The following is a 26,778-nucleotide window of genomic DNA, read 5'->3' as shown; positions in this document are numbered from 1 at the left end:
TCACTTGGTTTTGTGTGATTAACCGTGGTGCACAATTTTGTTCTTGTGCAATACCACTTCATTTTTGCTGATCATCCGGTAAATGGTCGATTTTCCCACATCAAGCAGCGCAGCCACTTTTAATACATCGGCGTCGTTATTGTCAAGGTATTGCTGGATAATCCGTGTGGTGTATTGTTTCAAGGTTAGGTGATCGCCGGCCCCGGCAGCCATTTCTGTTGCAGGAGCAGCACCGGTGTCGAGGTGAACAGGCGCTATCTCGTCGCCGTCGCTCAGTACACAGGCCAGTTCCATCATCGATTTCAGCTGCCTGATATTACCGGGAAAAGGGAAGGTCATCAGTTTCATTTTTGCCTCTACCGACAGCTTTTTAACGGGCATATCGTTTTCGCGGCAAAACTGTTCGAGGAAGTATTTTGCTATCAGCAGTATATCGTGCCCGCGTTCGCGCAGCGGCGGCAAATGAATGGGCAGACCCAGCAGGCGGTAATACAGGTCTTCCCTGAAACGCCCTCTTTTTACTTCATGTGCCAGGTTGCGGTGGGTGGCCACAATAATGCGTACATCAGTTGTTAACAGGTCGTTGCTGCCCAGCCTGGAAAATTCCTTTTCCTGCAGCACACGCAGCAGCTTGGCCTGCAGGTTAATGTTCAGTTCGCCAATTTCATCGAGAAAAAGGGTGCCTTTGTTGGCTTCTTCAAATTTGCCGGTACGGCGTACTACGGCCCCGGTAAAAGCGCCCTTTTCATGGCCGAACAGCTCCGATTCAATAAGATCGCCCGGTATGGCGGCTATGTTTACCGCCACAAAGGGTTTGGCTTTACGGATGGAGTTAAAATGAATGGCCTTGGCTACCAGCTCTTTACCTGTTCCGGTTTCGCCGGTAATACTGGCGGTGATATTGGTGCGGGAAGCTTTATCTACCAGGTCGAACACCTTTTTTATGGCCGGACTGGTTCCGATAATGTTCTTGAAATTGTATTTCCTGGCCACTTCATCTTTCAGGGAATTGAGTTGTTGCTGCAGTCCGAAATTCTCGTGCAGGTTTTGAAGGGCTATCCAGAGGCGGTCTTTAGCCTCGTCGTTTTTTACGATATAGTCGTGGGCACCTTTTTTAAGCGCGTCAATGGCCACCTGTATGTCTTCCTGGCCAGAGATCATGATGGTTTTGGTATCCGGACTAATTTCCCTGATCATGGCCAGCAGCTCGTCGCCGGTGGTATCGGGCAGGGAATAATCCAGCGTAACCACGTGCGGCTTTTCGTGGAGGGCCTGTTTAAAGCTGGCGGCCGAGGTAAATTTCTTTACCTGGTAGTCTGGGTTCAGTGCCACCATGTGCTCCAGCATTGAGCCGTAGAACAAATCATCCTCTACAATAAATATGGTAAATATTTCCTGCTGCATGCTTCACCATTGGCTTTTGGCATTACCGGGTAGCGGGTTCAGGGCTGCATGGCATTGGCGCCATATCCGGAGATGCATTTGATACAAACGGGGTTACAGTCCGTTATATATATAGACGTATCAAAGTGTAAATATCGATGATTGTTTGGCAAAAAAACTTTTATCGCCTTAAATTAGGATAAAAGACGGTTTGCCATTCAACCATTTTTTCGGCAGCATGAATGAATGTTTCAGTTATTTTTGTTAGCATGGAAATAAATGATGGTGTTTTTAACCAGCTGGCCCACCTGGCCAGGCTGCGGTTCAGTGAGGCGGAAAAAGCATCTATACAACATGATTTACAGCGTATGGTTGCCTTTGTAGAGAAATTGAATGAACTGGATACTACAGGTGTGGATCCTATTTTACATATGAGCAACAGTGTAAATGTGTGGCGTGAAGATGTGGTGGAAGGTTCTGTATCCCGGGAAGCGGCCCTGGCCAATGCCCCTGTGCAGGATGAAGCATTTTTCAAAGTTCCGAAAGTGATCAAAAAATAATATGCAGTCAATCATCCGTCTCGAAAATATCACCAAGAGCTATTTTATGGGTAGCCAGGCCATACCGGTGCTGAAAGGTATTACGCTTGATATTTTTAAAAATGAGTATGTGGCGCTGATGGGCCCCTCGGGCAGTGGTAAAAGTACACTCATGAATATTCTCGGCTGCCTGGACACACCCACCGGCGGCAAATACATACTCAACGGACAGGATGTAAGTAAAATGCCCGACGATTCGCTGGCTGATGTACGCAATGGCGAAATTGGTTTCGTGTTCCAGCAATTTAACCTGCTGCCGCGCCTTACCGCCGCCGAAAACGTAGCCCTGCCCCTGATTTATGCCGGTATTCCCAAAAAAGAACGCATGGAAAGGGCCATGGAAGCACTTCGCAAAGTGGGGCTGGCAGACCGCAGTCACCACAAATCAAACGAAATGAGTGGTGGCCAGATACAGCGCGTAGCCATTGCCCGCGCACTGGTTAACAACCCCTCGCTGCTGCTGGCAGATGAACCTACCGGTAACCTCGATTCAAAAACTTCTGTGGAAGTAATGGAAATATTCGGGCAAATTCAGGCCGCCGGCAATACGGTGGTACTCGTTACCCACGAAGAAGACATCGCCGAATACGCCAAACGCGTAGTACGCCTGCGTGACGGGGTAATTGAAACCGATAAGCTGAATGCGCATAAGGAAGCGGTGGTGTAATGGTGTGAGTGGTTTCAAATTGCCACATTTTCAAATTATTCTTTCATGGCCTTCAAGATATACACGAAAACAGGCGACAAGGGTAAAACCGGTTTAATTGGCGGAACCAGGGTATCTAAAAGCCATATACGCATAGACAGCTATGGTACGGTTGATGAGTTGAACTCTTTCATAGGCTTACTGGGCGACCAGCTGAACGATGATACCCACAGCATCAGCATGCTGCGCGAAATACAGGACAGGCTGTTTACCATCGGTGCTTCGCTGGCCTGTGATCCTGAGAAGGAGCAGCGCATGAAAATTCCCGATTTAAAAGAAAGCGATATTGAACTGCTGGAAAGTGAAATAGACAGCATGAATACGGTATTGCCTGAAATGAAATTCTTTATCCTGCCCGGCGGCCATGCTGCCGTATCAACCGCGCATATTGCCCGCTGTGTATGCCGCAGGGCCGAGCGCATTTGCGTAGCCATGCAGGAAGAACAGCTTTTTATAGAACCCATCGTACTCAAATACCTCAACCGCCTCAGCGATTATCTCTTTGTACTCGCCCGCTACGCCGGCCACCAGCTGCAGGTGCAGGAAATCCCCTGGAAACCGAGGTAATTTGAAAGTTTGAAAATTTGAAAATGGAAGAATGGTTTGATGGTTGAATGGTTCAATGGCTGCCTGCAACAACTCACCTTTGGCGCAAGCTGGTACACGTTATAAAGCCCGGTAAAACAGCTGCAAGCTTCAAGCTACGAGCTGCAAGCTTGTTCAGCGTAAATCGCCTCCGGCGAAAAGAATAGCACTCGCCAAGATAGTCTCGACCGGAAAACAGCTTCAAGCTTCTAGCTACGAGCTGCAAGCCTGTTTAGTGTAAATCGCCTCCGGCGAAAAAGAATAGCACTCGCCAAGATAATCTCGATGTGTCGATGTCTCGATTCTCGAAATTGGCACTCGCCAAGATAGTCTCGACGTGTCGATGTCTCGATTCTCGAAATTGGCACTCGCCAAGATAGTCTCGACGTGTCGATGTCTCGATTCTCGAAATTGGCACTCGCTAAGATAGTCTCGACGTGTCGATGTCTCGATTCTCGATTCTCGGTGTTTTCCAGGCTCACGATTTACGGCACAATCTGCCCGTCGCGCATGTGCAGCACGCGGTCGCTCATACCGGCGAGTTCTTCGTTGTGTGTTACAATAAGGAAGGTTTGGTTAAACTCATTGCGCAGGCGTACAAAAAGGTCGTGTAATTCGCGCGCATTGGTACTGTCGAGGTTGCCGGTAGGTTCATCGGCAAAAACAATATCGGGCTGGTTAATGAGGGCGCGGGCCACGGCCACGCGTTGCTGTTCGCCGCCGCTGAGGGCCTGTGGTTTATTATCGAGGCGGTGGGAGAGACCGAGGAGGGTAAGCAGGCGGGTGGCTTCTGTTTGAACGTCTTTTCTTTTACGGCCTGCTATCCAGCCGGGTATGCACACATTTTCGAGGGCAGTAAATTCCGGCAGCAGGTGGTGAAACTGGAATACAAAACCCATGTGCGTATTGCGGTAGGCGGCCAGTTTTTTGCCCTGCAGCTGGTGAACCGCTTCATTGTTCAGCCATATTTCGCCGCGGCCGGGCGCATCAAGGGTGCCCAGAATGTGCAGCAACGTGCTTTTGCCTGCACCGGATGAGCCAACAATAGCGGCTATTTCACCCTTTTTTACCTCGAGGCTAACGCCTTTTAATACCTGTAATTGTCCGTATTGTTTGGTAATGTCCCGCGCAACAAGCATAGCTGATATTTAAGGTGCCGGTACTGCAGGCGTAGCGTACTAACGGCTGGTAGTATTGGCGCTGTTTTTAAACCCGGCTGCCGTTTGTGCAGGCGGGGTAGCCGCAAACTTACCTGCATTACCGCTATTTAGATGCAGGCGGCGTTAATTTTTTATATTTATTTACCGGTGGTGGAAACCCCGATTTGGTTATTCCGCTGTAACAATTACATTTGCGAAAAATCCAAAGGAAGAAATGTCAGCTGTTGTATTGCGGCAAATCTTTTGATAAGGATTTTGAACGGAAATGTATTTCCTTAAAAAACATTATTACCGGATAAAATTTAAAGGCTTATGTTCTGGACATTAGAATTAGCCAGCTACTTGGAGGATGCCCCCTGGCCAGCGACAAAAGACGAATTAATTGACTATGCAATTCGCTCCGGCGCGCCCATTGAAGTGGTTGAAAACCTTCAGGAGCTGGAAGATGAAGGCGAAGTGTATGAAAGCATTGAAGATATCTGGCCCGATTACCCGAGCCAGGAAGATTTTCTATTCAACGAAGACGAGTATTAATTAATACCGCAAGGCGGATAGCTATTCCATACCCGTACAGGATATGGAATAGCTATTTTTCCGCTGTTTGCTTTAATGGGTTGCGGTATACCCATGTTAAACCCACCAGCGAAACCACTACGGTGATCAGGTAAAACAGGATGCTGATACATACCGATTCACTCTGGTTCAGTAAAAACTGCTTGCTTCCCCACACAAACACCAGTTCCCGCGCTCCCAGTCCGCCAATCGTAAAAGGCAGTATCGCTACAATAGACGATAACAGGAATATAAAAATATACGCGGTGTAATGTGCATCTAAATGTAAAGCCTGCATAATGGCATATGCACACAATACCTGCAGTGCCTGTACAGCTATGCCCATCCACAACGTAGGCCAAAAGCCTTTGATAAACGACGGAAACAGCCATTTTACAAACAGGTAATACGCTGCAACGCCCGGTACCACCAGTATGGGCAGCCAGGTGCTGTAGTATTGCCCCTGGTAAATGGCATAGTAATAAATGGCCGCGAGAATACCTAAACCAACCACGCCGCTGATCCTGTCGAGCAGTACGGCTGCGGTTAATTGTTTGGCAGGTTGCTGGTAGTGTTTGCTCAGCAATATCACTTTGTATGCATCGCCACCAATACCGCCCGGCAAAAAAAGATTGTAATACATGCCCAGCCAGTACAATTGCATATTCAGCTTTTGGGGAAGCCGCAACTGTATATTGTGGAAATAAGTATTCAAACGTATGGCAGATACCAGTTTGGAAGCAACAAACAACAGTACGGCCAGCAACAGCCAGCCTGCATTGCTGCGGGCCACCGTTTGCAGGGATACCGACCAGTTTATTTTGCGGCTTACATACCAGATACACACTGCCGTGATCGCTATTTTCAGCAGCAGCTTCAGCACATTGTTAAACCTTGGTGCGGCCATATATTTTTCTTACCTGGTAGGTTTTTTTGTGAGATGATTCGTAGTAGGTACGCATGCTTACCTCGGCCAGTATGCCAATGGTGATCAGCTGTATACCGCCCAGCAGCAATATCAGGCCCAGTATCAGCAGGGGTTTGCCCCATATATCGTGACCGGCTATTTTCAGTGCCAGCAAGTATAGATTGATTAATATGCCCAGGAACAAACAAACAAAGCCCATGGTGCCAAACAGGTGCATCGGTTTCTGGCTGTACTTGCGGAAGAATACCATGGTCACCAGGTCGCTCATTACCCTGAAAGTGCGGCCCAGTCCGTATTTGGAGGTGCCAAACCTGCGGGCATGGTGTTTTACGTCTACCTGTGTAATGCGTGCGCCCTGCATAGAAGCCAGTACAGGAATAAAGCGATGCAGTTCACCATACAGGCCCAGCTCTTCGGCTATTTCGCGTTTGAATACTTTAAGCGTACAACCATAATCCTGTATGTACACCTTGGTCATACGGCGGATAAGGGCATTGGCAATTTTGCTGGGTACTTTGCGCAGGAACATGCCATCCTGCCTGTTTTTGCGGTTGCCGGCCACTACATCCCAGTCTTCCCGTTTCAGCAGGTCGAGCATCATGGGAATATCAGACGGATCGTTTTGCAGATCGCCATCGAGCAGGGCAATGTATTTGCCGGTGGTATGGTCAATACCCGCAGTCATAGCAGTACTTTGCCCGTAGTTTTTACGAAGTTCAACCAGGGTAATGCGATCGTCGATGATTTCTTTGATGCGTGTGCGTGTAGCGTCGGTAGAGCCGTCGTCTACAAAAATTACTTCATAGTCCAATTCGCTAAGGGCCTTCCTGATTTCTGCGATTAGGGGATGAATATTGTCTTCTTCATTCATCACCGTAATAACAACCGAAATTTCTCTCATACCTGGGGTTATTTTCGGATGCAAAGGTAAGGAACTGGGGGAAGCTGCGCGCTGCAAGCTTCGGAGGTCATTATCCGCGGGCATGGTGGGTTACACCAAACAAAAAAGCCAGCAAGGGGCGGAATCCTTACTGGCTTTTGTATGAAAAAATACACCTGTTGTTAACCGTTAATGCCGGCAAGCTCCAGGCTTCTTTTTTTGATGTTGCGCAACTCGATGCTTTCAATCACCGGGTCGGGCGTTAAAATCAGGGAAATGCCCTGTGCCTTCCACCAGTCGTGCTGCGTGAGCTTTTCAAAATGCAGCACACCTACCAGGTAATTCCTGTCCTGGCCGCCGTGCCATTCTTCAATCCATTCAAAATCGTCTTTGTTTACATCTGCCAGCTGGTTAAAGCTGATGTATACTTTCACATAGAAATCGCTGGTGAGTTCACCGGGTGTGTGGTAATAGCGTTTTTTGTATTCGTAACGGTAATTGTAACGCAGGGCCGAGATATCGCTGAGTACTGCAGAAGCAGTGGGGAAGCTGCCTGCGCCTTTACCATAGAAAAATTGTTTGTCGGCAAAACCGCTCTCGATCACCACGCCGTTGTATTCATTCTTTACAAACGTAAGGTGATCGTCGTGTTTAATGAATTGCGGCAGTACATACGCTGCCACCTTGCCGTTGCGCAGTTTCTGGGCCTGCGCTACGAGTTTAATGTCGTAGTTCTTTTCCCTTGCCACCGCTGCATCGCTCAGCTGTATGTTCTGGATACCGGTGAACAGGATATTATCCGGGTGTTCTACAATACCATAGGCATGGTTCAGCAGTATAGCCCATTTGTTTACTGCATCGTAACCTTCCACGTCCAGTTTGGGGTTGCTTTCTGCAAAACCCAGTTGCTGCGCCAGTAAAAGCGCTTCACCGAATTGCAGCTTGTCTTCGAACATCTTGGTGAGAATGAAATTGGTTGATCCGTTTACAATGGCCTTGATGCCGTGTAACAGGTCGTTATCATAATATTCTTCCAGGTTGCGGATAACGGGGATAGAAGCACAGGCAGCTGCTTCGCAAAGAAAGGGCAGGCCGGTATCCTGCTGAAATTTCAGGATCTCGGGCAGGTGCTCAGCAATCATTTTCTTGCTGGCGCTTACCACGGCCTTGCCTTGCTGGAAAGCGGTAGATACAATCTCGAATGCTGCCACAGAATCGTCGATCACTTCTACAATAACATTGATGTCTTTATCGAACAGCAGGTCGTTTTTATCGGTGGTAAACAGCTCATCCGGCGCATTTCTTTTTTTGCCGGGGTGTTTAATACATACTCTTTTAATGCTTGCTTTAAGGGAGGGGGTTTGCTGTAACACCTTGTACAAGCCTTCTCCTACTACGCCAAATCCGAACAGGCCGATGGTTAACTGTTTATGAACGTCCATAATATATGCGATTAGAGATTGTTGATAATGGTTGTTTGTTGTGTGATGCTATTTTTAACCGGCTGCGACAAAAAGTTTTTGATGAGCCGTGTGATGATGTCGTATTCAAGCAAAAAGCCATCATGACCGTAGTGCGAATCGATGATGGAAATTTGTGCGCCCGGTATATGCTGTGCAAGAAACTGCTGCTCTTCGGGCGGGAACAATATATCGGAACTGATACCGATAACCAGTGTGCGTGCCTTGATGCGCTGCAAGGCTGCTTCAACAGAACCGCGCCCACGGCCCAAATGATGTTTATCCATGGCCTGGCTCAGGTAATAATAACTGAAGGCATTAAAACGCTTGGCGAGTTTTTCGCCCTGGTATTGCTGGTAGGTGCTGGCGCGGAATACCTGTTCATCTACCGGTTTGTCGGCCGATGTTTCGGTTATGCCTGCCTGCGAATGATGGTAGGTATAATAGTTGCGGTACGAGAGCAGGGCCACTGTGCGGGCTACTTTCATGCCTTCGATACCTGCTTCAGGCAGTTTAAGCTGCCAGGTGGGGTCGTTTTCAATACACATACGCTGCGAGGTATTGAAGGCAATACCCCAGGGTGAGTGTTGTGCATTGGTTGCAATGGGAATAATATTACGGAACAGCAATGGCTCTTCTACGGCCCATTCCAGCAACTGCTGGCCGCCCATAGAGCCGCCGATGCCAATGGCAATCTGTTCAATGCCGAGTGATTTTTTCAAATGCGCATACGCACGCACCATATCGCGCGTGGTAAACAGGGGAAAATCTTGATACCAAGGCGTGCCTGTTGCAGGATTGGTATCAAGCGCAGAAATGCTGCCGTAGCAACTGCCGGGCATGTTTACACATACAATAAAATAATCCTTCGGGTCAAAGAAGGTATTGCTGCCTACAAGGCCATGCCACCAGTCTGTTGGGTCACTGTTGGCGGTTAATGCGTGAAAAATCCATACTACGTTGTCTTTGCGTTCATTTAACAAACCTGCTGTGGTATACGCCAGCTGAAAGCCGTTGATGGTTTTGCCCGATTCCAGCGTAAAAGCCTGTCTGTATGTAAATATCTGGCTCAATTGGTTTAATTTATCCGGTACTCGTTGTGAAAAGCCGGGTGCTGCAGGTTGTACAGGCCCGCAGCACCCGGCTGTATTTTATTGCAATACCGCTTTGCCACTGCCTACGTGTTCGAAGGCCTGTTCAAAGTCGGCTTTGATATCTGCTATATGTTCAATTCCCGCGCTGATACGAATTAAATTAGGCAATACACCGCTGGCCAGCTGCTCATCGGCAGAGAGCTGTTCGTGCGTGGTAGATGCCGGGTGAATAACCAGTGTTTTGGCATCACCTACATTGGCGAGGTGACTGGCCAGTTTCAGCTGGTCAATAAACTGGGCTGCTTTTTCCTTGCTGCCTTTAATGCCAAACTGCAGCACACCGCCAAAACCATTGGGCAGGTATTTTTTGGCGAGGGTATGGTACGGACTGCTTTCGAGGCCCGGGTACCATACATATTCCACTGCAGGGTGTGCCTCGAGCCATTGCGCCAGGGCCAGTGCATTCTGCGAATGCCGGTCAACACGCAGTGACAGTGTTTCCAGGCCCTGCAGCAGCAGGAAGGAGTTGAAGGGGCTCAGGGAAGGTCCAAAGTCGCGCAGGCCTTCCACGCGGGTGCGGATGGCGAATGCGATATTGGGTAAACCCAGCGGGTTGCCTTCACCAAACACATCCCAGAATTTGAGGCCATGATAGCCTTCTGAGGGTTCGGTGAATTGCGGGAACTTGCCGTTGGCCCAGTTGTAATTGCCGCCGTCTACAATAACGCCTCCGATTGAGCTGCCGTGGCCGCCAATCCATTTGGTGGCAGATTCAACCACGATGTTGGCACCCCATTCCAGCGGGCGAAACAGGTAACCTGCTGCGCCGAACGTATTGTCAACCACCAGCGGCAGATCATATTCTTTGGCCAGTGCGGCAAATTTTTCAAAATCAGGAATATTCAGCCTTGGGTTACCGATGGTTTCAAGGTAAATGGCTTTGGTATTTTTATCGATGAGCGGAACAAAACTTTCAACATCGTCGCCATTGGCAAAACGCGCTTCAATACCGAGGCGTTTAAAGGCTACTTTGAATTGATTGTAGGTGCCGCCATACAAAAAGGAAGTGCTTACAAAGTTGTCGCCAGACTGCAGCAGGGAGCTGAGTGCAAGAAACTGTGCGGCCTGGCCCGATGCGGTGGCAAGTGCTGCCACACCGCCTTCCAGCGCAGCGATGCGTTTTTCAAACACATCGGTGGTGGGATTCATGATGCGGGTGTAAATGTTGCCGAATTCTTTAAGCCCGAACAAATTGGCTGCATGCGCGGAATTGTTGAACGCATACGAAGTAGTTTGATAGATGGGTACAGCACGTGCCTTGGTAGTAGGATCAATTTCCTGACCTGCATGCAGCTGCAGTGTTTCAAAATGATAGCTCATGGTACTGAGGTTTTGTTTTATGAACAATGTAGAAGAATACCGGAAAATGCGGGGCTTATATGCTTATAGGAGGGGGCGCTGTTAGCGCATACAACACGAACAACAATAGCCTTTGAAGCTATTCACCAGCAAGCTGTATGTGTGTTTGTTGTTCATTTTGAATGGTATCCTACAAATTTAATAGGATAATTTAAATCCTTCCCTGTTTTTTGCTGTATTCTTGTTAAATCGCTCAGTTCTGCAATGCTGCTGCATTTACGGGTGAAGAAATAAGGTTTGCTGTAAACGCCTGCTCCAGGTCGGCAATCAGGTCTTCGGCTTCTTCCAGTCCTACCGATAAACGGATTAAACTGTCAGCTACACCGCTGGCCCTTCTTTTTTCTGCCGGGATAGATTTATGCGTCATGTTGGCCGGGTGGCACAGCAGGCTTTTTACGCCGCCGAGGCTTTCGGCCAGTTTAAATAACCTGGTATGTGTTACAAATTGTATGGCAGCTTCTTCGGTATCATTCTTTAATGTGAAAGATACCACGCCGCCAAACGCTTTGGCTTGTTTTTTAGCAATTTCGTGGTTGGGGTGCGAGGCCAAACCAGGGTAAAACACTTTGTCAACCAGCGGGTGCTGTTCCAGGAAGCGGGCTACTTCCAGGGCATTGGCACTGTGTTGTTTTACCCGCAGGTGTAACGTTTCAATACCGCGTATTACCAGCCAGCTGTCAAACGGGGCCAGTATAGCACCGCTGGCATTCTGGATAAATTTGATTTTATCGCCCAGCTCTTTTTCACGGGCAACCACGATGCCTGCAATAAGATCGCTGTGACCGCCGAGGTACTTGGTGGCAGAGTGCACTACAAGGTCAGCTCCCAGCGAAAGAGGCTGTTGTAGGGCGGGTGAAGCAAAAGTATTATCCACGCACAATAAACACCGGTTGGCTTTGGCTATTTGTGCAATAGCGGCAATGTCGGAGATTTTGAGCGTTGGGTTGGTGGGTGTTTCAAGCCATATGAGCTTTGTGTTGGGCGTAATGGCGTTGAACACGTTTTCGGCCCTGGTGGTGTCTGTGTAATGCACCTTGATGCCGAATTTTTCGTACACCTGGGTAAACAGGCGAAAGGCGCCGCCGTAAATATCATCTACTGCAACAATTTCGTCACCGCTTTTCAGCAGTTTCAATACCGCATCAATGGCTGCAAGGCCGCTGCCGAATGCAATGCCGGTATGGCCTTTCTCCAGTTGTGCCACAATCTGTTCCAGTGTGGCCCTGGTGGGGTTGTTGGTACGTGCATAATCATACCCCTTGTTAACGCCTGGTGCATCCTGCACAAAGGTGGAAGTTTGGTAAATAGGCACTGCAATAGCGCCTGTTTGCGGATCTACCGGAATGCTGTGGATGAGTTGTGTTGCGTTGCTCATGTTTAGACAGTTTGTTGCTTCGTACAGTTACCTCAACGGGCTGCCGGAGCGGTTGTTAAATGTGTTGTTTAGACAGTGTAGTGCTCGCAGAAAACTTATCAGGTAAAGAAGGTGGAGGCACAAAAAAAGCCCACCGGGAAGTCAGGTGAGCTTGAATATGGTATGCGAGGGCTTCGCGGATATTAAACTTAACGCTGACTTATCTCTCCCCAACTGGTGGGGTAGGAGTTGGCACCTTCTCCGTCCGGTACGCTGTTACGTGTACGTGATGGAGGGTTGCCAAGGCTTCATCGGGCCGTTTCCCTCTGCCTTTCTTGATAAGTGATCTAAAAGAACTGGTGCAAATATACAGTGGCATTTGGTTTACCTGCAAAAAAAATTGCCTGGTTTTTTTTCAAAGCAACCGTTTGCGGTTATTGTAACCGCCCTGAAACGCTTTGCTGTATTGGGTTTTACGAAATGTGAAAATTTTGCCAATAGCAGTTTGTATATACCCGGGATGAATTGCTTAAACAAACTACCGCTTGTAAGGTATTTTTTTACAGGGCTGTAACCTTTGCCCACCCTGGTTTCCAAGTGTTCCCGGAAAATAAAATGGCCGTGTGGTTAAAAAAAAGCAGGAAAAATGATGTTTGTCTGTTATTTTTGTCTACAAAGTTGATAGGGTAATAAAAAATCATTGATGGTACGTTTCCTCCATAACAAGTGTTGTTGTTGCCAGTAAGCCTACTGCAATGTTCTTTTTATTCTCTTACCATCAATGCACTTTACTATGTCATTTACGAGTACAGCAAACAAAGAAATTTCCGATCTGCAACAGCTCATCGAAGCAGCTACCGACATACCTTCGGCGCTGCATGCCATTGCAGCAGCCTATCCCGGCCAGGTTGTATTTTCCACCAGTTTCAGCTGGGAAGACCAGGTGATCACTCACTTCATCTTTAGCAACCAGTTACCCATCGAAGTGTTTACACTCGATACCGGCCGCATGTTTCCTGAAACTTACAGTACCTGGAGCAGTACACTGCAGAAATACCGGCAGCCTATTACACCTTATTATCCCGATGCTACTTCGCTGCAGGCATTTGTAGGAGAAAAAGGTCCCAACAATTTTTACGAATCAGTTGACAACCGCAAACAGTGCTGCCACATACGCAAGGTAGAACCACTGCAACGCGCGTTGCGCAATAAAAAAGTATGGATCACCGGTATCCGCGCTGCGCATTCACCCAACCGCCACGACATGACGCAGGTAGAATGGGATGGCAGCAACAACTTAGTTAAATACCACCCGTTGCTCAATTGGGATACGGATGAATTAACTGCATTTGTACACAACAACAATATTCCCTATAATCCTTTGCACGACCGCGGTTTTGTAAGCATTGGCTGTGCGCCCTGCACACGGGCCATTAAACCCGGCGAAGATTTCAGGGCCGGCCGCTGGTGGTGGGAAGATGCAGATAAAAAAGAATGCGGACTGCATGTACATGCCAATTAAACCCGTTATTTTCAACAACAACTTTTCCGACTTTAAATAGATCGTATGTCACAATACCGTTTGGATTACCTGGACCAGTTAGAATCAGAATCAATACACATCATGCGCGAAGTGGCAGGGCAGTTTGAACGTCCTGCATTGCTGTTTAGTGGTGGTAAAGATTCCATTACCCTGGTGCACCTGGCATTAAAAGCATTCCGCCCCGGTAAATTCCCTTTTCCGCTGGTACATATTGATACAGGTCACAACTTTCCCGAAGCCCTTGCTTTCAGGGATATGCTGGCCGAACAGATTGGTGAAAAACTCATTGTGCGCAAAGTAGCAGATACCATTAAAGCCAAGGGTTTAACAGAACCCAAAGGCAAATTCGCAAGCCGCAATGCACTGCAAACCTTTACCCTGCTCGATACCATCGAAGAGTTTGAATTTGATGCCTGCATAGGCGGCGCACGCAGGGATGAAGAAAAAGCACGCGCCAAAGAACGCATCTTCTCCGTACGTGATGAATTTGGCCAGTGGGATCCCAAACGCCAGCGTCCTGAGTTGTGGAATATCTACAATGGTAAAATAAGCAAGGGCGAAAACGTACGTGTGTTCCCTATCAGCAACTGGACAGAGCTGGATATCTGGAATTACATACGCCGCGAAAAAATTGCGCTGCCATCCATTTACTTTTCACACGAAAGGGAAGTGCTGGAATACGAAGGACAACTGGTGGCTACTTCTGAATTTATACAGCTGGAACCCACAGACAGCGTTGTTACCAAAACCGTTCGTTACCGCACGGTAGGTGATATGACCTGTACTGCTGCTGTTGAATCAGTCGCCACCAATATCGATGATATCATCCGCGAAATAACCGCTACCAAAACCAGTGAACGCGGTGAAACACGCATCGACGATAAGGTATCTGAAGCAGCCATGGAAGACAGGAAAAAGAACGGCTATTTCTAAACAGGTATTGCAACAACATTTTATTCATCGCCGGTGCTGCGAAGTGCCGGTTTCTTAATAACCACATTTATGGATTTACTGCGTTTTATCACAGCCGGCAGTGTAGACGACGGCAAAAGCACGTTAATAGGCCGTTTGCTGTACGACAGCAAAAGCATACTGATTGACCAGCTGGAAGCAATTGAAAAACAGAGTAAGAACAAGGAAGACGGTGAAATAGACCTGGCCTTGTTAACCGATGGCCTGCGTGCTGAGCGCGAACAGGGTATCACCATTGATGTGGCGTACAAATATTTCTCCACACCCAGCCGCAAGTTTATTATAGCCGATGCACCCGGTCATATACAGTACACCCGTAACATGGTTACCGGTGCATCCAACTCAGACCTGATCATTATCCTGGTTGATGCACGCAGCGGTGTGGTAGAACAAACCAGGCGCCACAGCATTATTGCATCACTGCTGGGTTTGCCGCATGTAGTGGTAGCCATCAATAAAATGGACCTGGTAGAATACTCGCAGGATGTATACAACAACATTGTGATTGATTACGCCAACATGGCAAAATCACTGGGTTTAAAAGAGGTAACCTATATTCCCATCAGTGCGCTGAAGGGCGATAATATTGTAGAAAAAGCGGCAACCACACCCTGGTACGAAGGGGAGGCGCTGCTGTCTATTCTTGAAAAAGTACAGGTACAGCAGGATATTGACCTGGAGCATGCCCGTTTCCCGGTGCAATACGTTATTCGCCCGCAAACAGAAGAACTGCACGACTATCGTGGTTATGCAGGCAAGCTGCACAGCGGTATCTACAAAAAAGGCGATGCTGTTACCGTGCTGCCTTCCGGTGTAACCAGCACCATTACGGCCATTGAATTAAATGGCAAGGAAGTGGAAGAAGCATTTGCGCCGCAAAGCGTTATACTGCACCTGGCCGATGATGTAGACATTAGCCGTGGCGATGTAATTGTAAAAAGCAATGACCAGCCAAACGTAGCGCAGGAGCTGGAAGTGCTGCTGTGCTGGATGGATACAAAACCATTGGCTGCCGGTAAAAAATACCTGCTGCAGTTAAACAGCACGGTGGTAAAAAGCGTGGTAAAAGAACTGCAATACAAGGTAGATGTAAACACGCTGGAACAGCATGCCAGTCCTGAACAGGCAGTCCTGAACGATATTGTAAAGGCAACAATTAAAGTAGCCAGGCCTGTTGCATTTGACGCATACAAAAAACTGCGTACCAGCGGCGGCGCTATTTTAATTGACGAAACAAGTCATGTTACCGTGGGCGCCTGCATGATTCAATAAACCACGAAACGAAACATCCAACGATTCAACGATAAAAGCAAAGCGATGACACAACAGCAATTTCTGTCGGCTCTTTTTCAACGCAACCAGCATGGATTTACCGGTTATCCCAGTAAAACGCTGGCTGCGGAATTTACCGACCGGTTATTTCATTTTCTCTTTGGCGCCACCAAGGGCAAAATGCGTAACCTGCTGGATGTGGAGAACGCCTACGCCAACCTGCAGGGCCATTTGCAAACCCTGCTGCAGGATGTAATTGCCAATACCCAAACCCTGCAAACCGCTGCAGAGGCCTTTTTTGAAGAAATACCTTCCATTTACGAAGTGTTGCTGGAAGATGCCAACGCCATTCTGGAGTTTGATCCCGCAGCGCGCAGCGTGGAGGAAGTGCTGATTGCCTATCCCGGTTTTTTTGCCACTGCCGTATACCGCTTTGCACATGCGCTGTGGGAGCTGGATGTGCCGGTACTGCCACGCATTTTAACTGAGTATGCACATAGCAATACGGGTATCGATATTCACCCCGGTGCTACTATTGGTAAGGCCTTCGCCATTGACCACGGCACCGGCATTGTAATTGGTGAAACAACGGTTATCGGCGATCATGTAAAAATTTACCAGGGGGTAACACTGGGCGCACTTAATGTAGCCAAAAGCAAGGGGGCCGATACCAAGCGCCATCCTACCATTGAAGACAATGTGATTATTTACTCCGGCGCCAGCATTTTAGGCGGCACAACAGTGGTGGGGCACGATAGCATTATCGGCGGCAATGTATTTTTAACCTACAGCGTGCCGGCGGCATCTGTCGTTTATCATAAAAGCGAAATACGCGTAAAAGACAACAATCCTTTTCCCGAGCCTTTGAATTTTGTGATTTAACAGGTTATCAGAAACAAGGGTGTCATAACCTGAAGTAATGGGCTATCACCAATAGTGATGTAAGCCGTTGTTCAATATGCAGCAACTTTGTTGAATCAGAAAATCAAGGCAAAAAGAATCAACCATGAAAGCAAACAGCATTTTAGAAACCATTGGCAACACGCCCCATTTGCGGATCAATAAACTGTACAACGGAAGCAGTGCCAACGTTTGGATAAAACTGGAGCGCAGCAACCCGGGCAACAGTATTAAAGACCGTATTGCCCTTGCGATGATTGAAGATGCGGAGCAGAAGGGATTGTTGAATAAAGAGAGCGTTATTATTGAACCAACATCGGGCAACACCGGCATTGGTTTGGCGCTGGTAGCAGCTGTTAAGGGGTACCGGTTAATACTGGTAATGCCGGAATCAATGAGCATTGAGCGCAGGAAACTGATGGCTGCCTATGGCGCTGAGTTTGTATTAACACCGCGCGAAAAAGGCATGAAAGGCGCCATTGAAAAGGCAACTGAGCTGGTAAACGCCACGCCGCATGCATGGATGCCGCAGCAGTTTGACAATGCAGCCAATACTGAAGTACACCGCAAAACAACTGCGCGTGAAATACTGAACGATTTTCCCGGTGGCATCGATTACCTGATTACAGGTGTAGGTACCGGCGGGCATATTACCGGTGTTGCTGAAGTATTGAAACAGCATTTTCCTGACCTGAAAGTGTTTGCAGTAGAACCTGAATTGTCGCCTGTACTGAGCGGCGGCAGTCCTTCACCGCACCCGCTGCAGGGCCTGGGCGCCGGTTTTATACCCTCCATTATGAATACGCAGCTGCTCGATGGCGTGATACAGGTGGGGAAAGACGAAGCGTTTGAATATGCACAGCGTTTTGCAAAAGAAGAAGGCGTATTTACAGGTATATCTACCGGCGCTGCACTGGCCGCAGTGGCAAAGAAACTGCCGGAAATTCCCGCCGGCGCAACCGTGCTTACATTCAATTACGATACTGGCGAAAGGTATTTATCAATAGACGGATTGTTTTAAACTAACCGCTGCATGCAGCAGATAAAAGACAGTACCGGAAGACACGGTGCGTTTTATTATTCTACTAAATTAATGAACTAATGTCTCTGCAACATACAACAGGAAAAGTGATACTGGCAGCAGCCGGCCCCGGCGACCCGGAGCTGATTACGGCCAAAGCTATCCGTTACCTTCGCCAGGCCGATGTGGTATTAACCGACCGGCTGGTAAGCGATGACATACTGAAATGGTATGTAAACGAAGCCGCACAGGTTATTTATGTGGGCAAACAATGCCGCAAAGGCAATTCCACCCCGCAGGAATCGATCAATGCACTGTTGGCGAAATACGCGCTGGAAGGCAAGCTGGTGGTGCGTTTAAAAGGTGGTGATGTATCAATTTTCTCCAATATACTCGATGAACTGATCACGCTGAAAGAGCTGGGCATTCCCTACGAAATTATACCCGGTGTAACAGCTGCGCTCGGTGCTGCTGCTTATGCAGGCATGCCGCTTACGGCACGTGAATATTCCACCGCCGTGCGTTTTCTTACTTTTTATAAAAATGAAGTGATCGCAGATGCCTACTGGAAAGAACTGGCACACACCACTGATACTTTGGTGTTTTATATGTCTGCCGATACCATTGAAGGCATTGTAACCAATTTAACCAGGCATGGTATCGATGCGTCCATGCAGCTGGCTGTAATAGAACAGGCTACCACTGCCTTGCAGAATGTGTATACCTGCCATATTCACGAGTTTAACACCCTGCTGAAAGGCAAACAATTTGTGTCGCCTTCACTCGTAGTAATAGGCAAGGTGGTTGACCTGCACCGCCAGTTTGCCTGGTTAGGCAACAGCAACAGCCAGGAGGAATATTTTAAAGCTGTAGCCCCCATGCACGCAGCCATTCTTCACCCGCAAAAACGTACAGCCCATGTTAGCAGAGCCTAATTTACAAGTGTTCAGGGAGCTGGTGAGCAAAGCTTCGCGCGATGAGCTGATCTGGATGAATGGCTTTCTTGCAGGTTTAATGCAAAGCAATGGTGAGGCCGTGCCGGCAGTGCCTGCCGTTGCAGAAGCAGCAGCAGTGCTGGTAAAAAAAATCACCATTACCTATGGCACTGAAACCGGTAATTCAAAAAAACTGGCCACACAGTTTGCTGCTGCAGCCAAGAAAAAAGGAGTTACCGTAAAACTCGCCGGGCTGGATCAATACCGCCTCAGCGATCTTGCAAAAGAAGAGTACCTGTTTGCTGTGATCAGCACCCAGGGCGATGGCGAACCGCCTGCCACTGCACAAAAGTTTTATGATCATATTCACCAGCAGCCCCTGCAATTGCACAACCTGAAGTTTGCAGTACTGGGCCTGGGTGATACTTCATACCCCTTGTTCTGCAAAGCGGCGGAAGATGTAGATGCCCAGCTGCAAAAGCTTGGCGGTAACCGTGTGTTATCGCTGGTGAAATGTGATACAGACTATGAAACGGAAGCAGCACAATGGTTTGAACAGGTAATACAATCCTTGTCAGGCACTGCGTCGGCAGCTCCTGTACCCGTGAAGAAAGCAGCGCACAAAAAGAATTATACCGGCACCATTATTACGAATATCAACCTGAACGACCGCGATTCAAACAAGCAAACGCATCATATTGAAATTGGTGCGGAGGAAGATGTGGCCTATCTGCCCGGTGACTCACTGGGGTTGATACCACACAACAAACCCGCATTGGTGGAAGCTATTCTTTCCCTCACCGGCTTAAAAGGGGATACAGAAATTGCTTTCAGGGATACAACTGCCACTGCATACGAACTGCTGGTAAAGAAGATAAACCTGCAGCACTTGCCTGAAAGGGTGGTTGCCCAATATGCCATCATTGTACAGCAGGATATTCCCGTAACACGGATAGACCTGGTTGACCTGCTGAAGATATACCCCGTAAAAGATGCGGCGCAGTTTGAAGAAGTGTTCAGCATACTGGAGCCCATCGCTCCGCGTTTGTATTCCATTGCATCTTCACCTGCTGCACATGGGAATGAAATTCATTTAACCGTGTCACGTTGCGGATTTGATATAAATGGGGAGAAAAAATACGGCCTGTGTTCAGATTTCCTGTCACAGCTGAAACCTGGCGATACGTTTGATTTTTATATTCATCCCAACAGCCTGTTCCGCCTGCCTGAAGAAAGCAGAGACGTGATTATGATTGGTCCGGGTACAGGTATTGCACCGTTCCGTTCTTTTATTGCAGAACGCGATGCGCTGGGTGCCAGCGGCCGTAACTGGCTGTTTTTTGGCGAACAGCATTTCAGTTCAGATTTCCTGTACCAGACAGAAATTCAGAACTACGTGCAAACCGGTGCATTGCACAATGTAAGCCTGGCTTTTTCACGCGACCAGGAAGACAAGATTTATGTACAGCACCGCCTGCAACAGCAAGCTGCTGAAGTATGGGATTGGCTGCAGAATGGCGCTGCGGTATATGTATGCGGCGCCAAAGCACCGATGAGCGAAGATGTGGAAGCTGCCCTGCTGGAACTGATCAGCGAAAAGGGAGCGAAAACAACCGCTGAAGCCAAAGCATACCTGGAACAGTTGCAGGAAGAGGGCAGGTACCTGAAAGATGTATATTAATGCTTACTGTACAGCAGTAAAACAAACAACATGTCACAAAACAACAATACCAATAATTTATCACCGGTTGAACGCATCAAACTGGCCAGTGACGGACTGCGCGGCACCCTGAAAGAAAGCCTGCGCAACGACTTAACCGGCGCTTTGTACGAGGATGACCAGTCGCTCATTAAGTTTCACGGCATGTACCAGCAGGATGACCGTGACCGCCGCGAGGAACGCAGCGCGAAGAAACTGGAATGGCTGTATTCTTACATGGTGCGACTGCGTTTGCCGGGCGGTTTTTTAACCCCCGAACAGTGGGAAGCGCTGCACCATATTGCAGGCGACCATGCAACAGGCATCATCAAAATAACCACCAGGCAAACCATACAGCTACATGGTATTGTGAAATCGCATATTAAACCAACGCTGCAGGATTTTAATACCGTTGGCCTGGATTCCATTGCCGCCTGCGGTGACGTGAACCGTAACGTGATTTGTGCGGCGCATCCGAAGCAATCTGCCATTCATGAGCAGATATTTGCTTACGCTGATAAACTTAGCCAGCTGGGATTGCCCAAAACGCGTGCGTATTACGAAATATGGCTGAACGAAGAACCGCTTACCGATAAAACGAAGGAAGAAGACAACCTGTACCAGGATCGTTACCTGCCCCGTAAATTCAAAATGGCCATTGCCATTCCGCCAAACAACGATGTAGATGTATTCATCAACGATCTCGGGTTGATTGCCATTATCGAAAACGAACAGCTGAAAGGCTTCAATATTGTGGCAGGCGGTGGTTTGGGTACCACGCATGGCAACCCGAATACTTATCCCAGGCTGGGTACTGTGCTGGGTTTTGTGGATACGGATGAAAAGCTGTTTAAAGCAGCATATGAAATCATCACCATACAGCGCGATTATGGCAACCGCAGTGACCGAAAATTATCCAGGCTTAAATACACCATCGATAAAATGGGCGTGGAGCAATTTAAAGCAGAACTGGAAAAGCGCTGTGGCTTTGCACTGGAACCTGCGCGCGCTTACAGCTTTACGGAAAGGCACGACCTGTATGGCTGGCAGCAGAACCATGAAGGCAAATGGTATTATACCGTGTTTACCGAAAATGGCCGGGTACTCGATACCGAAGCAGTTACACTGAAATCGGCCATGCTCGAAGTGGCGCAGGTGAAACTGGCCAATTTCCGTTTTACGGCCAACCAGAAACTGATACTCGCAGATATTGAACCGGCAAACAAAGCGGCCGTTGCAGCCATTCTTGAAAAACACCATGTACTCGCGCATACGGGGCAGGCAAGCGAAGTGCGCAAAAATTCTATCGCCTGCGTGGCCTTTAACACCTGCCCGCTGGCACTGGCCGAAGCACAGCGTTACCTGCCCCTGCTGATTGATAAAATAGAAGTACTGCTGGCAAGGCATAAGCTGGACAAAGAAGCCATCAGCGTGCGCATGACCGGTTGCCCCAATGGCTGCGGCAGGCCATATGTAGCAGAGATTGGTTTTATCGGCACAGCCTATGGCCGCTACAACCTGCATTTGGGAGGCGACCGTTACGGCACAAGGCTGAATACGAAATACCGGGAAAACCTCGATGAGGCAGCTATCTTGCAGGAGCTGGACGGCCTGCTGGGATTGTACAGTGCAAAAAGGAAAAAGAACGAAAGCTTTGGCGATTTTGTACTCCGGGAAAAAATAGTAGCAATATAAATTCACTGGCAAATATGATAACCAACCAACAGGTTATACCAACAGAAACGCAGGCAGAAAACAACGGGCAGAACAACCCGTTGTTTCCTGTTTTCCTGAAGCTCGAACAGCTGCATGTGCTGCTGGTGGGAGCAGGCAATGTAGGGCTTGAAAAACTGCATGCCCTGCTGCACAACGCCCCGCAAACACGCATCACTATCGTAGCCGGCCGTGTACTGAACGAACTGCGGGTGTTTGCAGCAGATTACCCTGCCGTACATATCATTGAACGCGATTTTGAACCGGCCGACCTGGAGGGAAAAGATGTGGTGGTAATCGCTATTGACAACAGCGAAACAAGTGCCGTAATACGCAGGCTGGCTAAAGACAAGCGGTTGCTGGCTAATGTGGCTGATACACCAGAGCTGTGTGATTTTTACCTGGGCTCTATTGTGCAGAAAGGGGATCTTAAAATTGCCATTTCTACCAACGGCAAATCACCCACCGCTGCCAAGCGCCTGCGTGAAGTGTTGAACGATGCACTGCCGGCACAGCTCAATGATGTAATCAATAACCTGCATACCATTCGCCAGCGACTGAATGGCGACTTTCAGCATAAAGTACAGCAGCTGAATGATATTACCAAAGTACTGGTAGAAACACCGGCAGCTGTAACAGAAGCGCCTGCTGCTGCGCTCAAACAACCACCGCACAAACCGCCGCTCTGGATACGCATTGTACGTGTTTGCGTGTTTGCTGTAATTTGTATGATTGTAGGTGCGGTCATTTTCTCCTACATACCCGCAGCATGGATTCTCAATGCCAAAGTATATGTGGCCAGGTATGGCGGCGATAATTTTTTGTGGATGCTGGGCGCAGGTTTCCTGGCGCAGCTGGTAGACGGGGCCATGGGTATGGGTTACGGCGTATTGTCCACTACCTTGTTAATGTCAGCCGGGGTGCGGCTGGCTTCCATCAGCAGCAGCGTACATATGGCTGAAATGTTTTCGGTGGGGGCTACAGGCATCAGTCATTACCGCTATGGTAACGTGAATAAAAAACTGCTGAAGGCACTGGCTATTCCCGGTGCCATTGGCGCTATATGCGGTGCGGTGGTAATTTCTACCATTGGCGATAAATATGCGCACTGGCTGCGTCCGCTGGTATCGGTATATACTTTTTACCTTGGCTTCCGTATTATCGCGAAAGCTTTTGCAAAAAGAAAAAAACAGAAAAAGATCACACGCGTTGGTCCGGTAGCCATGCTCGGTGGTTTCCTGGATGCCTTCGGCGGCGGCTGGGGCCCGCTGGTAACCAGTACGCTTATTTCGAGGGGCAGGAATCCGCAGTATACCATCGGTACGTCTACCTTAACCAAATTCTTTACGTCTATTGCCAGTACCACTACGTTTATCGTGATTATGCACGAAACACCGGTACAGGTAATAGCAGGGCTTATTCTCGGCGGACTAATTGCTGCACCGATTGCGGCTAAGCTGGTAGGCAAACTGCCGCTAAAGACCATGTTTATCTGCGTGGGCACGCTGGTGATCATTTGCAGCCTGCGTATTTTGTTTAAGGCTTTCTTTTAACGGACTATCATCCGGCATAAAACACCGGATTTTTTAATAAAATAGTAGTCTACTAAAATAATGGACTATATTGCGCAACCAAAACTGCTGCCGTAACCCGGCTATTACAAAACAAACAAATGCTATGCGAATTACAAGATTGCTACTTTTAATGCTGCTGCTTTCGCCCGCAGCACTGCTGGCCCAGCTGAATGGGTCGGTAGTGGTGAGCGGTAAAGTTACTACACCCGAAGGCCAGCCTGTGCCCGGCGCCGCCATACAAATACAGGGTACCAAAAAAGGAACCGTGAGTGATTCGGTTGGTCACTTCTCTTTAATTATCGGGCAGAAGTTTCCTTTCCGTATTGTCATTACTTCGGTTGGTTTTTTGCCACAGGAGTTTGAAGTAAAAAGCGCCAACACCAAGCTGGCCATACAGCTTACCACGCAAACCTATATTGCCAATGAAGTGGTAGTAACCGCGAGCCGCCAGCAGGAGAAACTGCTGCAATCGCCCGTAACCATTGAAAAGCTTGATATCAGGGCATTGAAAGAAACACCTGCTGCCTCTTTTTATGATGCCATCGGTAACCTTAAAAATGTGCAGATGACCACTGCAGGGTTAACCTTTAAAATTTTCAATACACGTGGTTTTAACGTGCCGAACAATTTCCGTTTTATGCAGCTGATAGATGGGGTAGACAACCAGGCTGCCACCCTGGGCGTACCACTGGGTAATGCCATCGGGCCTTCTGAGCTGGATATTCAAAGCATAGAAGTTACGCCAGGTGCCTCTTCTGCACTGTACGGCATGAATGCGTTAAACGGGATGTCGAACCTCATTACCAAAAGTCCGTTCAAATACCAGGGCTTGAGTGTTTACCAGAAAGGCGGCCTCAATCATTTCGATGGCAAGGGCAGTTCTGCAAAACCCTTAACCGAAACATCGCTGCGTTTTGCAAAAGCCTTTAACGACAAGTTTGCGTTTAAAGTAAACTTCACTTACTTCAAGGGTACAGACTGGTATGCAGATAACCACACAGATTTTACGCCCAACCTTAACCCCGCATTTCCCATACTCAACGGCGCCAATAATATAGCTAACGACGCGTGGAACAAATACGGCGATAACTCGAACATCAACATCACCGACCGCAACAAAAACCAATATACCGTTCACCGTACCGGGTACTGGGAAAGAGACCTGGTGGGCGATAACTCTGTTGGCAACACCAAAGTGGATGTGGCACTGCATTACCGCATTACACCGGGGCTGGAAATATCCTATGCCTACCGTTATGGTAAAATGGATGGATTCTTTCAGCGCGGTAACAGGATTGGCCTGCAGGGTGTAACCGTGCAAAACCACAAAATAGAATTAACCCACGCGGATTTCAGTTTCAAAGCATACACTTCTATCGAAAACACAGGCCATTCCTATAATATGAACCCGCTGGCCGATAACCTGGAGAAATCATTTAAATCAGACAGTATCTGGAGTGCGGATTATACCCGCGCGCTGAATGCCGCATTGGCAGCAGATGCAGATCCCACACATCCTACAGATAACCAGTTGCTGGCTGCACACCAGGCAGGCCGCGCAGCGGCCGACGCAGGGCGTTACACACCCGGTACTGCTGCCTTTAACGACCAGGTAGCAAAGATTAAGAAGCGCAATGACTGGGACATTTACCCCACCTCAAAAGATACCAGCAACCATACAGGCGGTGCGGCATTGCTGCAACGCAGCCATTTTTACCATGCAGAAGGTACCTGGAACCTGCGCAAATACATTCACTTTGCCGATGTGCTGCTTGGTGCCGACTACCGGTTGTACAAGGTGCAGCCGGACGGAAATAACTTTGTTGATTTTTCACGGCCTATTGACAAAAGAAACCAGCCCGGCGGCAATGACCTGAAATACGCAAAAACAGGTGGTTTTGTACAAGTGGCCAAAACATTGCTGAATGAAAAACTGAAGCTAACCGGTTCGCTGCGTTATGATAAGAACGATTATTTCAGTGGCAAATTCAACCCCCGTGTTTCTGCAGTATACACACTGAAAGAGAAACACAACTTCCGTGCATCTTTCCAAACGGGTTATCGTTTCCCCGCCTTGTTTGAAGCATTCAGCTTTGTAAACAACGGGCAGGTACGCCGCGTAGGCGGTTTGCCGTTTATTGAAACAGGACTGGGCTATTTCCAGAATTCTTACCTCACTACAACAGCCGATAAATACGCCACTGCTGTAAAAACATACATCAACACCACTACGCCCAAACCTACACAGGCCGAGGCTGAGGCAAAAAATGCGGGCATCCTGAAAGTGGCTAATCTCGAAGCCATTAAACCCGAACAGATTCATGCGTTTGAAGCCGGTTATAAAACAGTGCTGGCCGATAACAAAGTGTTTATAGATATTGATGGTTACTACAGCCAGTATAAAAACTTTATTGGCCAGGTAGATGCTACTGTGCCTTTAACCGGTGATGTGCAAAACCCCGATGCCAATGTGCTGCATGAAATGACTGATAAAAAATTCCAGAACCGTTACCGCGTGTGGACGAACAGCAAATCATCTGTAAGCAACTATGGCGTAGCACTGGGTGTTACCTATAATTTTTACAAAGGCTATACCGTAAGTGGCAATGCCAACTTCAATAAGCTGTCGCAGGATAAAACCAAAGACGATGCATTGATTCCCGGCTTTAACACACCGGAATGGTTTACCAACCTGAGCTTTGGCAACAGGGCAGTGACCCGCAACCTGGGCTTTAATGTGGTATGGCACTGGCAGCAAAGCTTTTACTGGCAAAACCTGTTTGGCAACGGTACTGTGCCCGCTTACGGCACCATTGATGCACAGGTTACCTACCATGTACCCAAATGGCAAAGCAGCTTTAAGCTGGGTGGTACCGATGTGTTTAACCACCGCTATTTCCAGTATGTTGGCGGCCCCACTATGGGAGCGCTGTACTACGTAACCTGGACTTTTGACGGTTTATTCAAATAAAATATTCCTTATAAAGCTCACGGCTGTTAGCCTGGGCTGCCTATCTTTTTTTCTTATC

The 26,778-nt window shown here is 48.2% G+C and carries 22 protein-coding genes and 1 riboswitch; of the genes, 14 read left to right on the top strand and 8 right to left on the bottom strand.

From position 1 onward, the window contains the following. Positions 1-18 precede the first annotated feature (18 nt). On the bottom strand, positions 19-1,404 hold the full coding sequence (locus tag DXN05_RS00170) for a sigma-54-dependent transcriptional regulator (protein ID WP_116845196.1): 1,386 nt from the start codon (positions 1,402-1,404) through the stop codon (positions 19-21). 248 nt (positions 1,405-1,652) lie between these two features. Here DXN05_RS00170 and gatC point away from each other — a divergent pair, with 248 nt between their 5' ends. From gatC to DXN05_RS00155, 3 genes are read left to right on the top strand one after another with little or no spacing between them, the layout of a single operon-like run. Further along, a complete protein-coding gene (gene gatC, locus DXN05_RS00165; protein WP_116846332.1) occupies positions 1,653-1,943 on the top strand; it encodes an Asp-tRNA(Asn)/Glu-tRNA(Gln) amidotransferase subunit GatC in 291 nt (96 codons plus the stop codon). Position 1,944: 1 nt separating this feature from the next. Further along, positions 1,945-2,649, top strand: coding sequence for an ABC transporter ATP-binding protein (locus DXN05_RS00160; RefSeq protein ID WP_116845195.1), 705 nt, complete (start codon positions 1,945-1,947; stop codon positions 2,647-2,649). Between the two features lie 45 nt (positions 2,650-2,694). Then, entirely contained in the window at positions 2,695-3,255 is a 561-nt protein-coding gene (locus DXN05_RS00155; RefSeq protein ID WP_116845194.1) for a cob(I)yrinic acid a,c-diamide adenosyltransferase, read from the top strand. A gap of 503 nt (positions 3,256-3,758) precedes the next feature. On the opposite strand, the gene DXN05_RS00150 is transcribed toward DXN05_RS00155, so the two are convergent. Then, positions 3,759-4,412 carry an ABC transporter ATP-binding protein gene (locus DXN05_RS00150; RefSeq protein ID WP_116845193.1) on the bottom strand — a complete coding sequence of 218 codons (654 nt, stop codon included), beginning with the start codon at positions 4,410-4,412 and terminating at the stop codon, positions 3,759-3,761. Positions 4,413-4,745: 333 nt separating this feature from the next. On the opposite strand from DXN05_RS00150, the gene DXN05_RS00145 reads away from it, so the two are divergent. Next, the gene (locus DXN05_RS00145) at positions 4,746-4,967 is read left to right on the top strand and encodes a DUF2795 domain-containing protein (protein WP_090660403.1); all 222 of its coding nucleotides are present in this window, start codon (positions 4,746-4,748) and stop codon (positions 4,965-4,967) included. Positions 4,968-5,019: 52 nt separating this feature from the next. Here DXN05_RS00145 and DXN05_RS00140 read toward each other — a convergent pair whose 3' ends face one another. The 6 genes from DXN05_RS00140 to DXN05_RS00115 all read right to left on the bottom strand — a co-directional run bounded on the left by DXN05_RS00140 (position 5,020) and on the right by DXN05_RS00115 (position 12,141). Continuing rightward, positions 5,020-5,892 (bottom strand): lysylphosphatidylglycerol synthase transmembrane domain-containing protein, encoded by an 873-nt coding sequence (locus tag DXN05_RS00140; RefSeq protein ID WP_116845192.1) that lies wholly within the window; start codon positions 5,890-5,892, stop codon positions 5,020-5,022. After that, positions 5,873-6,814, bottom strand: coding sequence for a glycosyltransferase family 2 protein (locus DXN05_RS00135; RefSeq protein ID WP_116845191.1), 942 nt, complete (start codon positions 6,812-6,814; stop codon positions 5,873-5,875). The genes DXN05_RS00140 and DXN05_RS00135 overlap by 20 nt, the downstream gene beginning before the upstream one ends. 161 nt (positions 6,815-6,975) lie before the next feature. Then, complete coding sequence (locus DXN05_RS00130; protein WP_116845190.1) at positions 6,976-8,235, bottom strand: homoserine dehydrogenase; 1,260 nt, start codon at positions 8,233-8,235, stop codon at positions 6,976-6,978. 11 nt (positions 8,236-8,246) lie between these two features. Further along, on the bottom strand, positions 8,247-9,326 hold the full coding sequence (locus tag DXN05_RS00125) for a homoserine O-acetyltransferase family protein (RefSeq protein WP_116845189.1): 1,080 nt from the start codon (positions 9,324-9,326) through the stop codon (positions 8,247-8,249). Between the two features lie 78 nt (positions 9,327-9,404). Further along, entirely contained in the window at positions 9,405-10,727 is a 1,323-nt protein-coding gene (locus DXN05_RS00120) for an O-acetylhomoserine aminocarboxypropyltransferase/cysteine synthase family protein (RefSeq protein WP_116845188.1), read from the bottom strand. A 232-nt stretch (positions 10,728-10,959) separates the two neighbouring features. Beyond that, on the bottom strand, positions 10,960-12,141 hold the full coding sequence (locus DXN05_RS00115; RefSeq protein ID WP_116845187.1) for a trans-sulfuration enzyme family protein: 1,182 nt from the start codon (positions 12,139-12,141) through the stop codon (positions 10,960-10,962). A 196-nt stretch (positions 12,142-12,337) separates the two neighbouring features. Continuing rightward, positions 12,338-12,465, bottom strand: a riboswitch (SAM riboswitch). Positions 12,466-12,913: 448 nt separating this feature from the next. On the opposite strand from DXN05_RS00115, the gene DXN05_RS00105 reads away from it, so the two are divergent. From DXN05_RS00105 to DXN05_RS00060, 10 genes are all read left to right on the top strand, one after another. Next, on the top strand, positions 12,914-13,642 hold the full coding sequence (locus DXN05_RS00105; protein ID WP_116845185.1) for a phosphoadenylyl-sulfate reductase: 729 nt from the start codon (positions 12,914-12,916) through the stop codon (positions 13,640-13,642). A 45-nt stretch (positions 13,643-13,687) separates the two neighbouring features. Beyond that, positions 13,688-14,596, top strand: coding sequence for a sulfate adenylyltransferase subunit CysD (gene cysD / locus DXN05_RS00100; protein ID WP_116845184.1), 909 nt, complete (start codon positions 13,688-13,690; stop codon positions 14,594-14,596). A 69-nt stretch (positions 14,597-14,665) separates the two neighbouring features. Continuing rightward, a complete protein-coding gene (locus tag DXN05_RS00095; protein ID WP_116846331.1) occupies positions 14,666-15,907 on the top strand; it encodes a sulfate adenylyltransferase subunit 1 in 1,242 nt (413 codons plus the stop codon). A gap of 45 nt (positions 15,908-15,952) precedes the next feature. Then, complete coding sequence (gene epsC / locus DXN05_RS00090; protein WP_116845183.1) at positions 15,953-16,789, top strand: serine O-acetyltransferase EpsC; 837 nt, start codon at positions 15,953-15,955, stop codon at positions 16,787-16,789. Between the two features lie 124 nt (positions 16,790-16,913). Beyond that, a complete protein-coding gene (gene cysK / locus DXN05_RS00085; RefSeq protein WP_116845182.1) occupies positions 16,914-17,828 on the top strand; it encodes a cysteine synthase A in 915 nt (304 codons plus the stop codon). Positions 17,829-17,908: 80 nt separating this feature from the next. Beyond that, on the top strand, positions 17,909-18,763 hold the full coding sequence (gene cobA / locus DXN05_RS00080) for a uroporphyrinogen-III C-methyltransferase (protein WP_116845181.1): 855 nt from the start codon (positions 17,909-17,911) through the stop codon (positions 18,761-18,763). After that, positions 18,747-20,444, top strand: a complete 1,698-nt coding sequence (locus DXN05_RS00075) for a diflavin oxidoreductase (RefSeq protein WP_116845180.1) — start codon at positions 18,747-18,749, stop codon at positions 20,442-20,444. The genes cobA and DXN05_RS00075 overlap by 17 nt, the downstream gene beginning before the upstream one ends. Positions 20,445-20,474: 30 nt before the next feature. Beyond that, entirely contained in the window at positions 20,475-22,157 is a 1,683-nt protein-coding gene (locus DXN05_RS00070) for an NADPH-dependent assimilatory sulfite reductase hemoprotein subunit (RefSeq protein WP_116845179.1), read from the top strand. A gap of 14 nt (positions 22,158-22,171) precedes the next feature. Next, positions 22,172-23,728, top strand: coding sequence for a TSUP family transporter (locus DXN05_RS00065; protein ID WP_116845178.1), 1,557 nt, complete (start codon positions 22,172-22,174; stop codon positions 23,726-23,728). 124 nt (positions 23,729-23,852) lie between these two features. After that, complete coding sequence (locus DXN05_RS00060; RefSeq protein WP_116845177.1) at positions 23,853-26,720, top strand: TonB-dependent receptor; 2,868 nt, start codon at positions 23,853-23,855, stop codon at positions 26,718-26,720. Positions 26,721-26,778: the final 58 nt, after the last annotated feature.

This window comes from Deminuibacter soli, assembly GCF_003412455.1.
GTDB lineage: Bacteria > Bacteroidota > Bacteroidia > Chitinophagales > Chitinophagaceae > Deminuibacter > Deminuibacter soli.
This window is presented reverse-complemented; position numbering and strand designations above follow the sequence as displayed.

What these genes read in the sequence shown, in the direction of transcription:
- DXN05_RS00170 (WP_116845196.1), bottom strand. Translation starts at nt 1,404, where the DNA reads ATGCAGCAGGAAATATTTACCATATTTATTGTAGAGGATGATTTGTTC.
- gatC (WP_116846332.1), top strand. Translation starts at nt 1,653, where the DNA reads ATGGAAATAAATGATGGTGTTTTTAACCAGCTGGCCCACCTGGCCAGG.
- DXN05_RS00160 (WP_116845195.1), top strand. Translation starts at nt 1,945, where the DNA reads ATGCAGTCAATCATCCGTCTCGAAAATATCACCAAGAGCTATTTTATG.
- DXN05_RS00155 (WP_116845194.1), top strand. Translation starts at nt 2,695, where the DNA reads ATGGCCTTCAAGATATACACGAAAACAGGCGACAAGGGTAAAACCGGT.
- DXN05_RS00150 (WP_116845193.1), bottom strand. Translation starts at nt 4,412, where the DNA reads ATGCTTGTTGCGCGGGACATTACCAAACAATACGGACAATTACAGGTA.
- DXN05_RS00145 (WP_090660403.1), top strand. Translation starts at nt 4,746, where the DNA reads ATGTTCTGGACATTAGAATTAGCCAGCTACTTGGAGGATGCCCCCTGG.
- DXN05_RS00140 (WP_116845192.1), bottom strand. Translation starts at nt 5,892, where the DNA reads ATGGCCGCACCAAGGTTTAACAATGTGCTGAAGCTGCTGCTGAAAATA.
- DXN05_RS00135 (WP_116845191.1), bottom strand. Translation starts at nt 6,814, where the DNA reads ATGAGAGAAATTTCGGTTGTTATTACGGTGATGAATGAAGAAGACAAT.
- DXN05_RS00130 (WP_116845190.1), bottom strand. Translation starts at nt 8,235, where the DNA reads ATGGACGTTCATAAACAGTTAACCATCGGCCTGTTCGGATTTGGCGTA.
- DXN05_RS00120 (WP_116845188.1), bottom strand. Translation starts at nt 10,727, where the DNA reads ATGAGCTATCATTTTGAAACACTGCAGCTGCATGCAGGTCAGGAAATT.
- DXN05_RS00115 (WP_116845187.1), bottom strand. Translation starts at nt 12,141, where the DNA reads ATGAGCAACGCAACACAACTCATCCACAGCATTCCGGTAGATCCGCAA.
- DXN05_RS00105 (WP_116845185.1), top strand. Translation starts at nt 12,914, where the DNA reads ATGTCATTTACGAGTACAGCAAACAAAGAAATTTCCGATCTGCAACAG.
- cysD (WP_116845184.1), top strand. Translation starts at nt 13,688, where the DNA reads ATGTCACAATACCGTTTGGATTACCTGGACCAGTTAGAATCAGAATCA.
- DXN05_RS00095 (WP_116846331.1), top strand. Translation starts at nt 14,666, where the DNA reads ATGGATTTACTGCGTTTTATCACAGCCGGCAGTGTAGACGACGGCAAA.
- epsC (WP_116845183.1), top strand. Translation starts at nt 15,953, where the DNA reads ATGACACAACAGCAATTTCTGTCGGCTCTTTTTCAACGCAACCAGCAT.
- cysK (WP_116845182.1), top strand. Translation starts at nt 16,914, where the DNA reads ATGAAAGCAAACAGCATTTTAGAAACCATTGGCAACACGCCCCATTTG.
- cobA (WP_116845181.1), top strand. Translation starts at nt 17,909, where the DNA reads ATGTCTCTGCAACATACAACAGGAAAAGTGATACTGGCAGCAGCCGGC.
- DXN05_RS00075 (WP_116845180.1), top strand. Translation starts at nt 18,747, where the DNA reads ATGTTAGCAGAGCCTAATTTACAAGTGTTCAGGGAGCTGGTGAGCAAA.
- DXN05_RS00070 (WP_116845179.1), top strand. Translation starts at nt 20,475, where the DNA reads ATGTCACAAAACAACAATACCAATAATTTATCACCGGTTGAACGCATC.
- DXN05_RS00065 (WP_116845178.1), top strand. Translation starts at nt 22,172, where the DNA reads ATGATAACCAACCAACAGGTTATACCAACAGAAACGCAGGCAGAAAAC.
- DXN05_RS00060 (WP_116845177.1), top strand. Translation starts at nt 23,853, where the DNA reads ATGCGAATTACAAGATTGCTACTTTTAATGCTGCTGCTTTCGCCCGCA.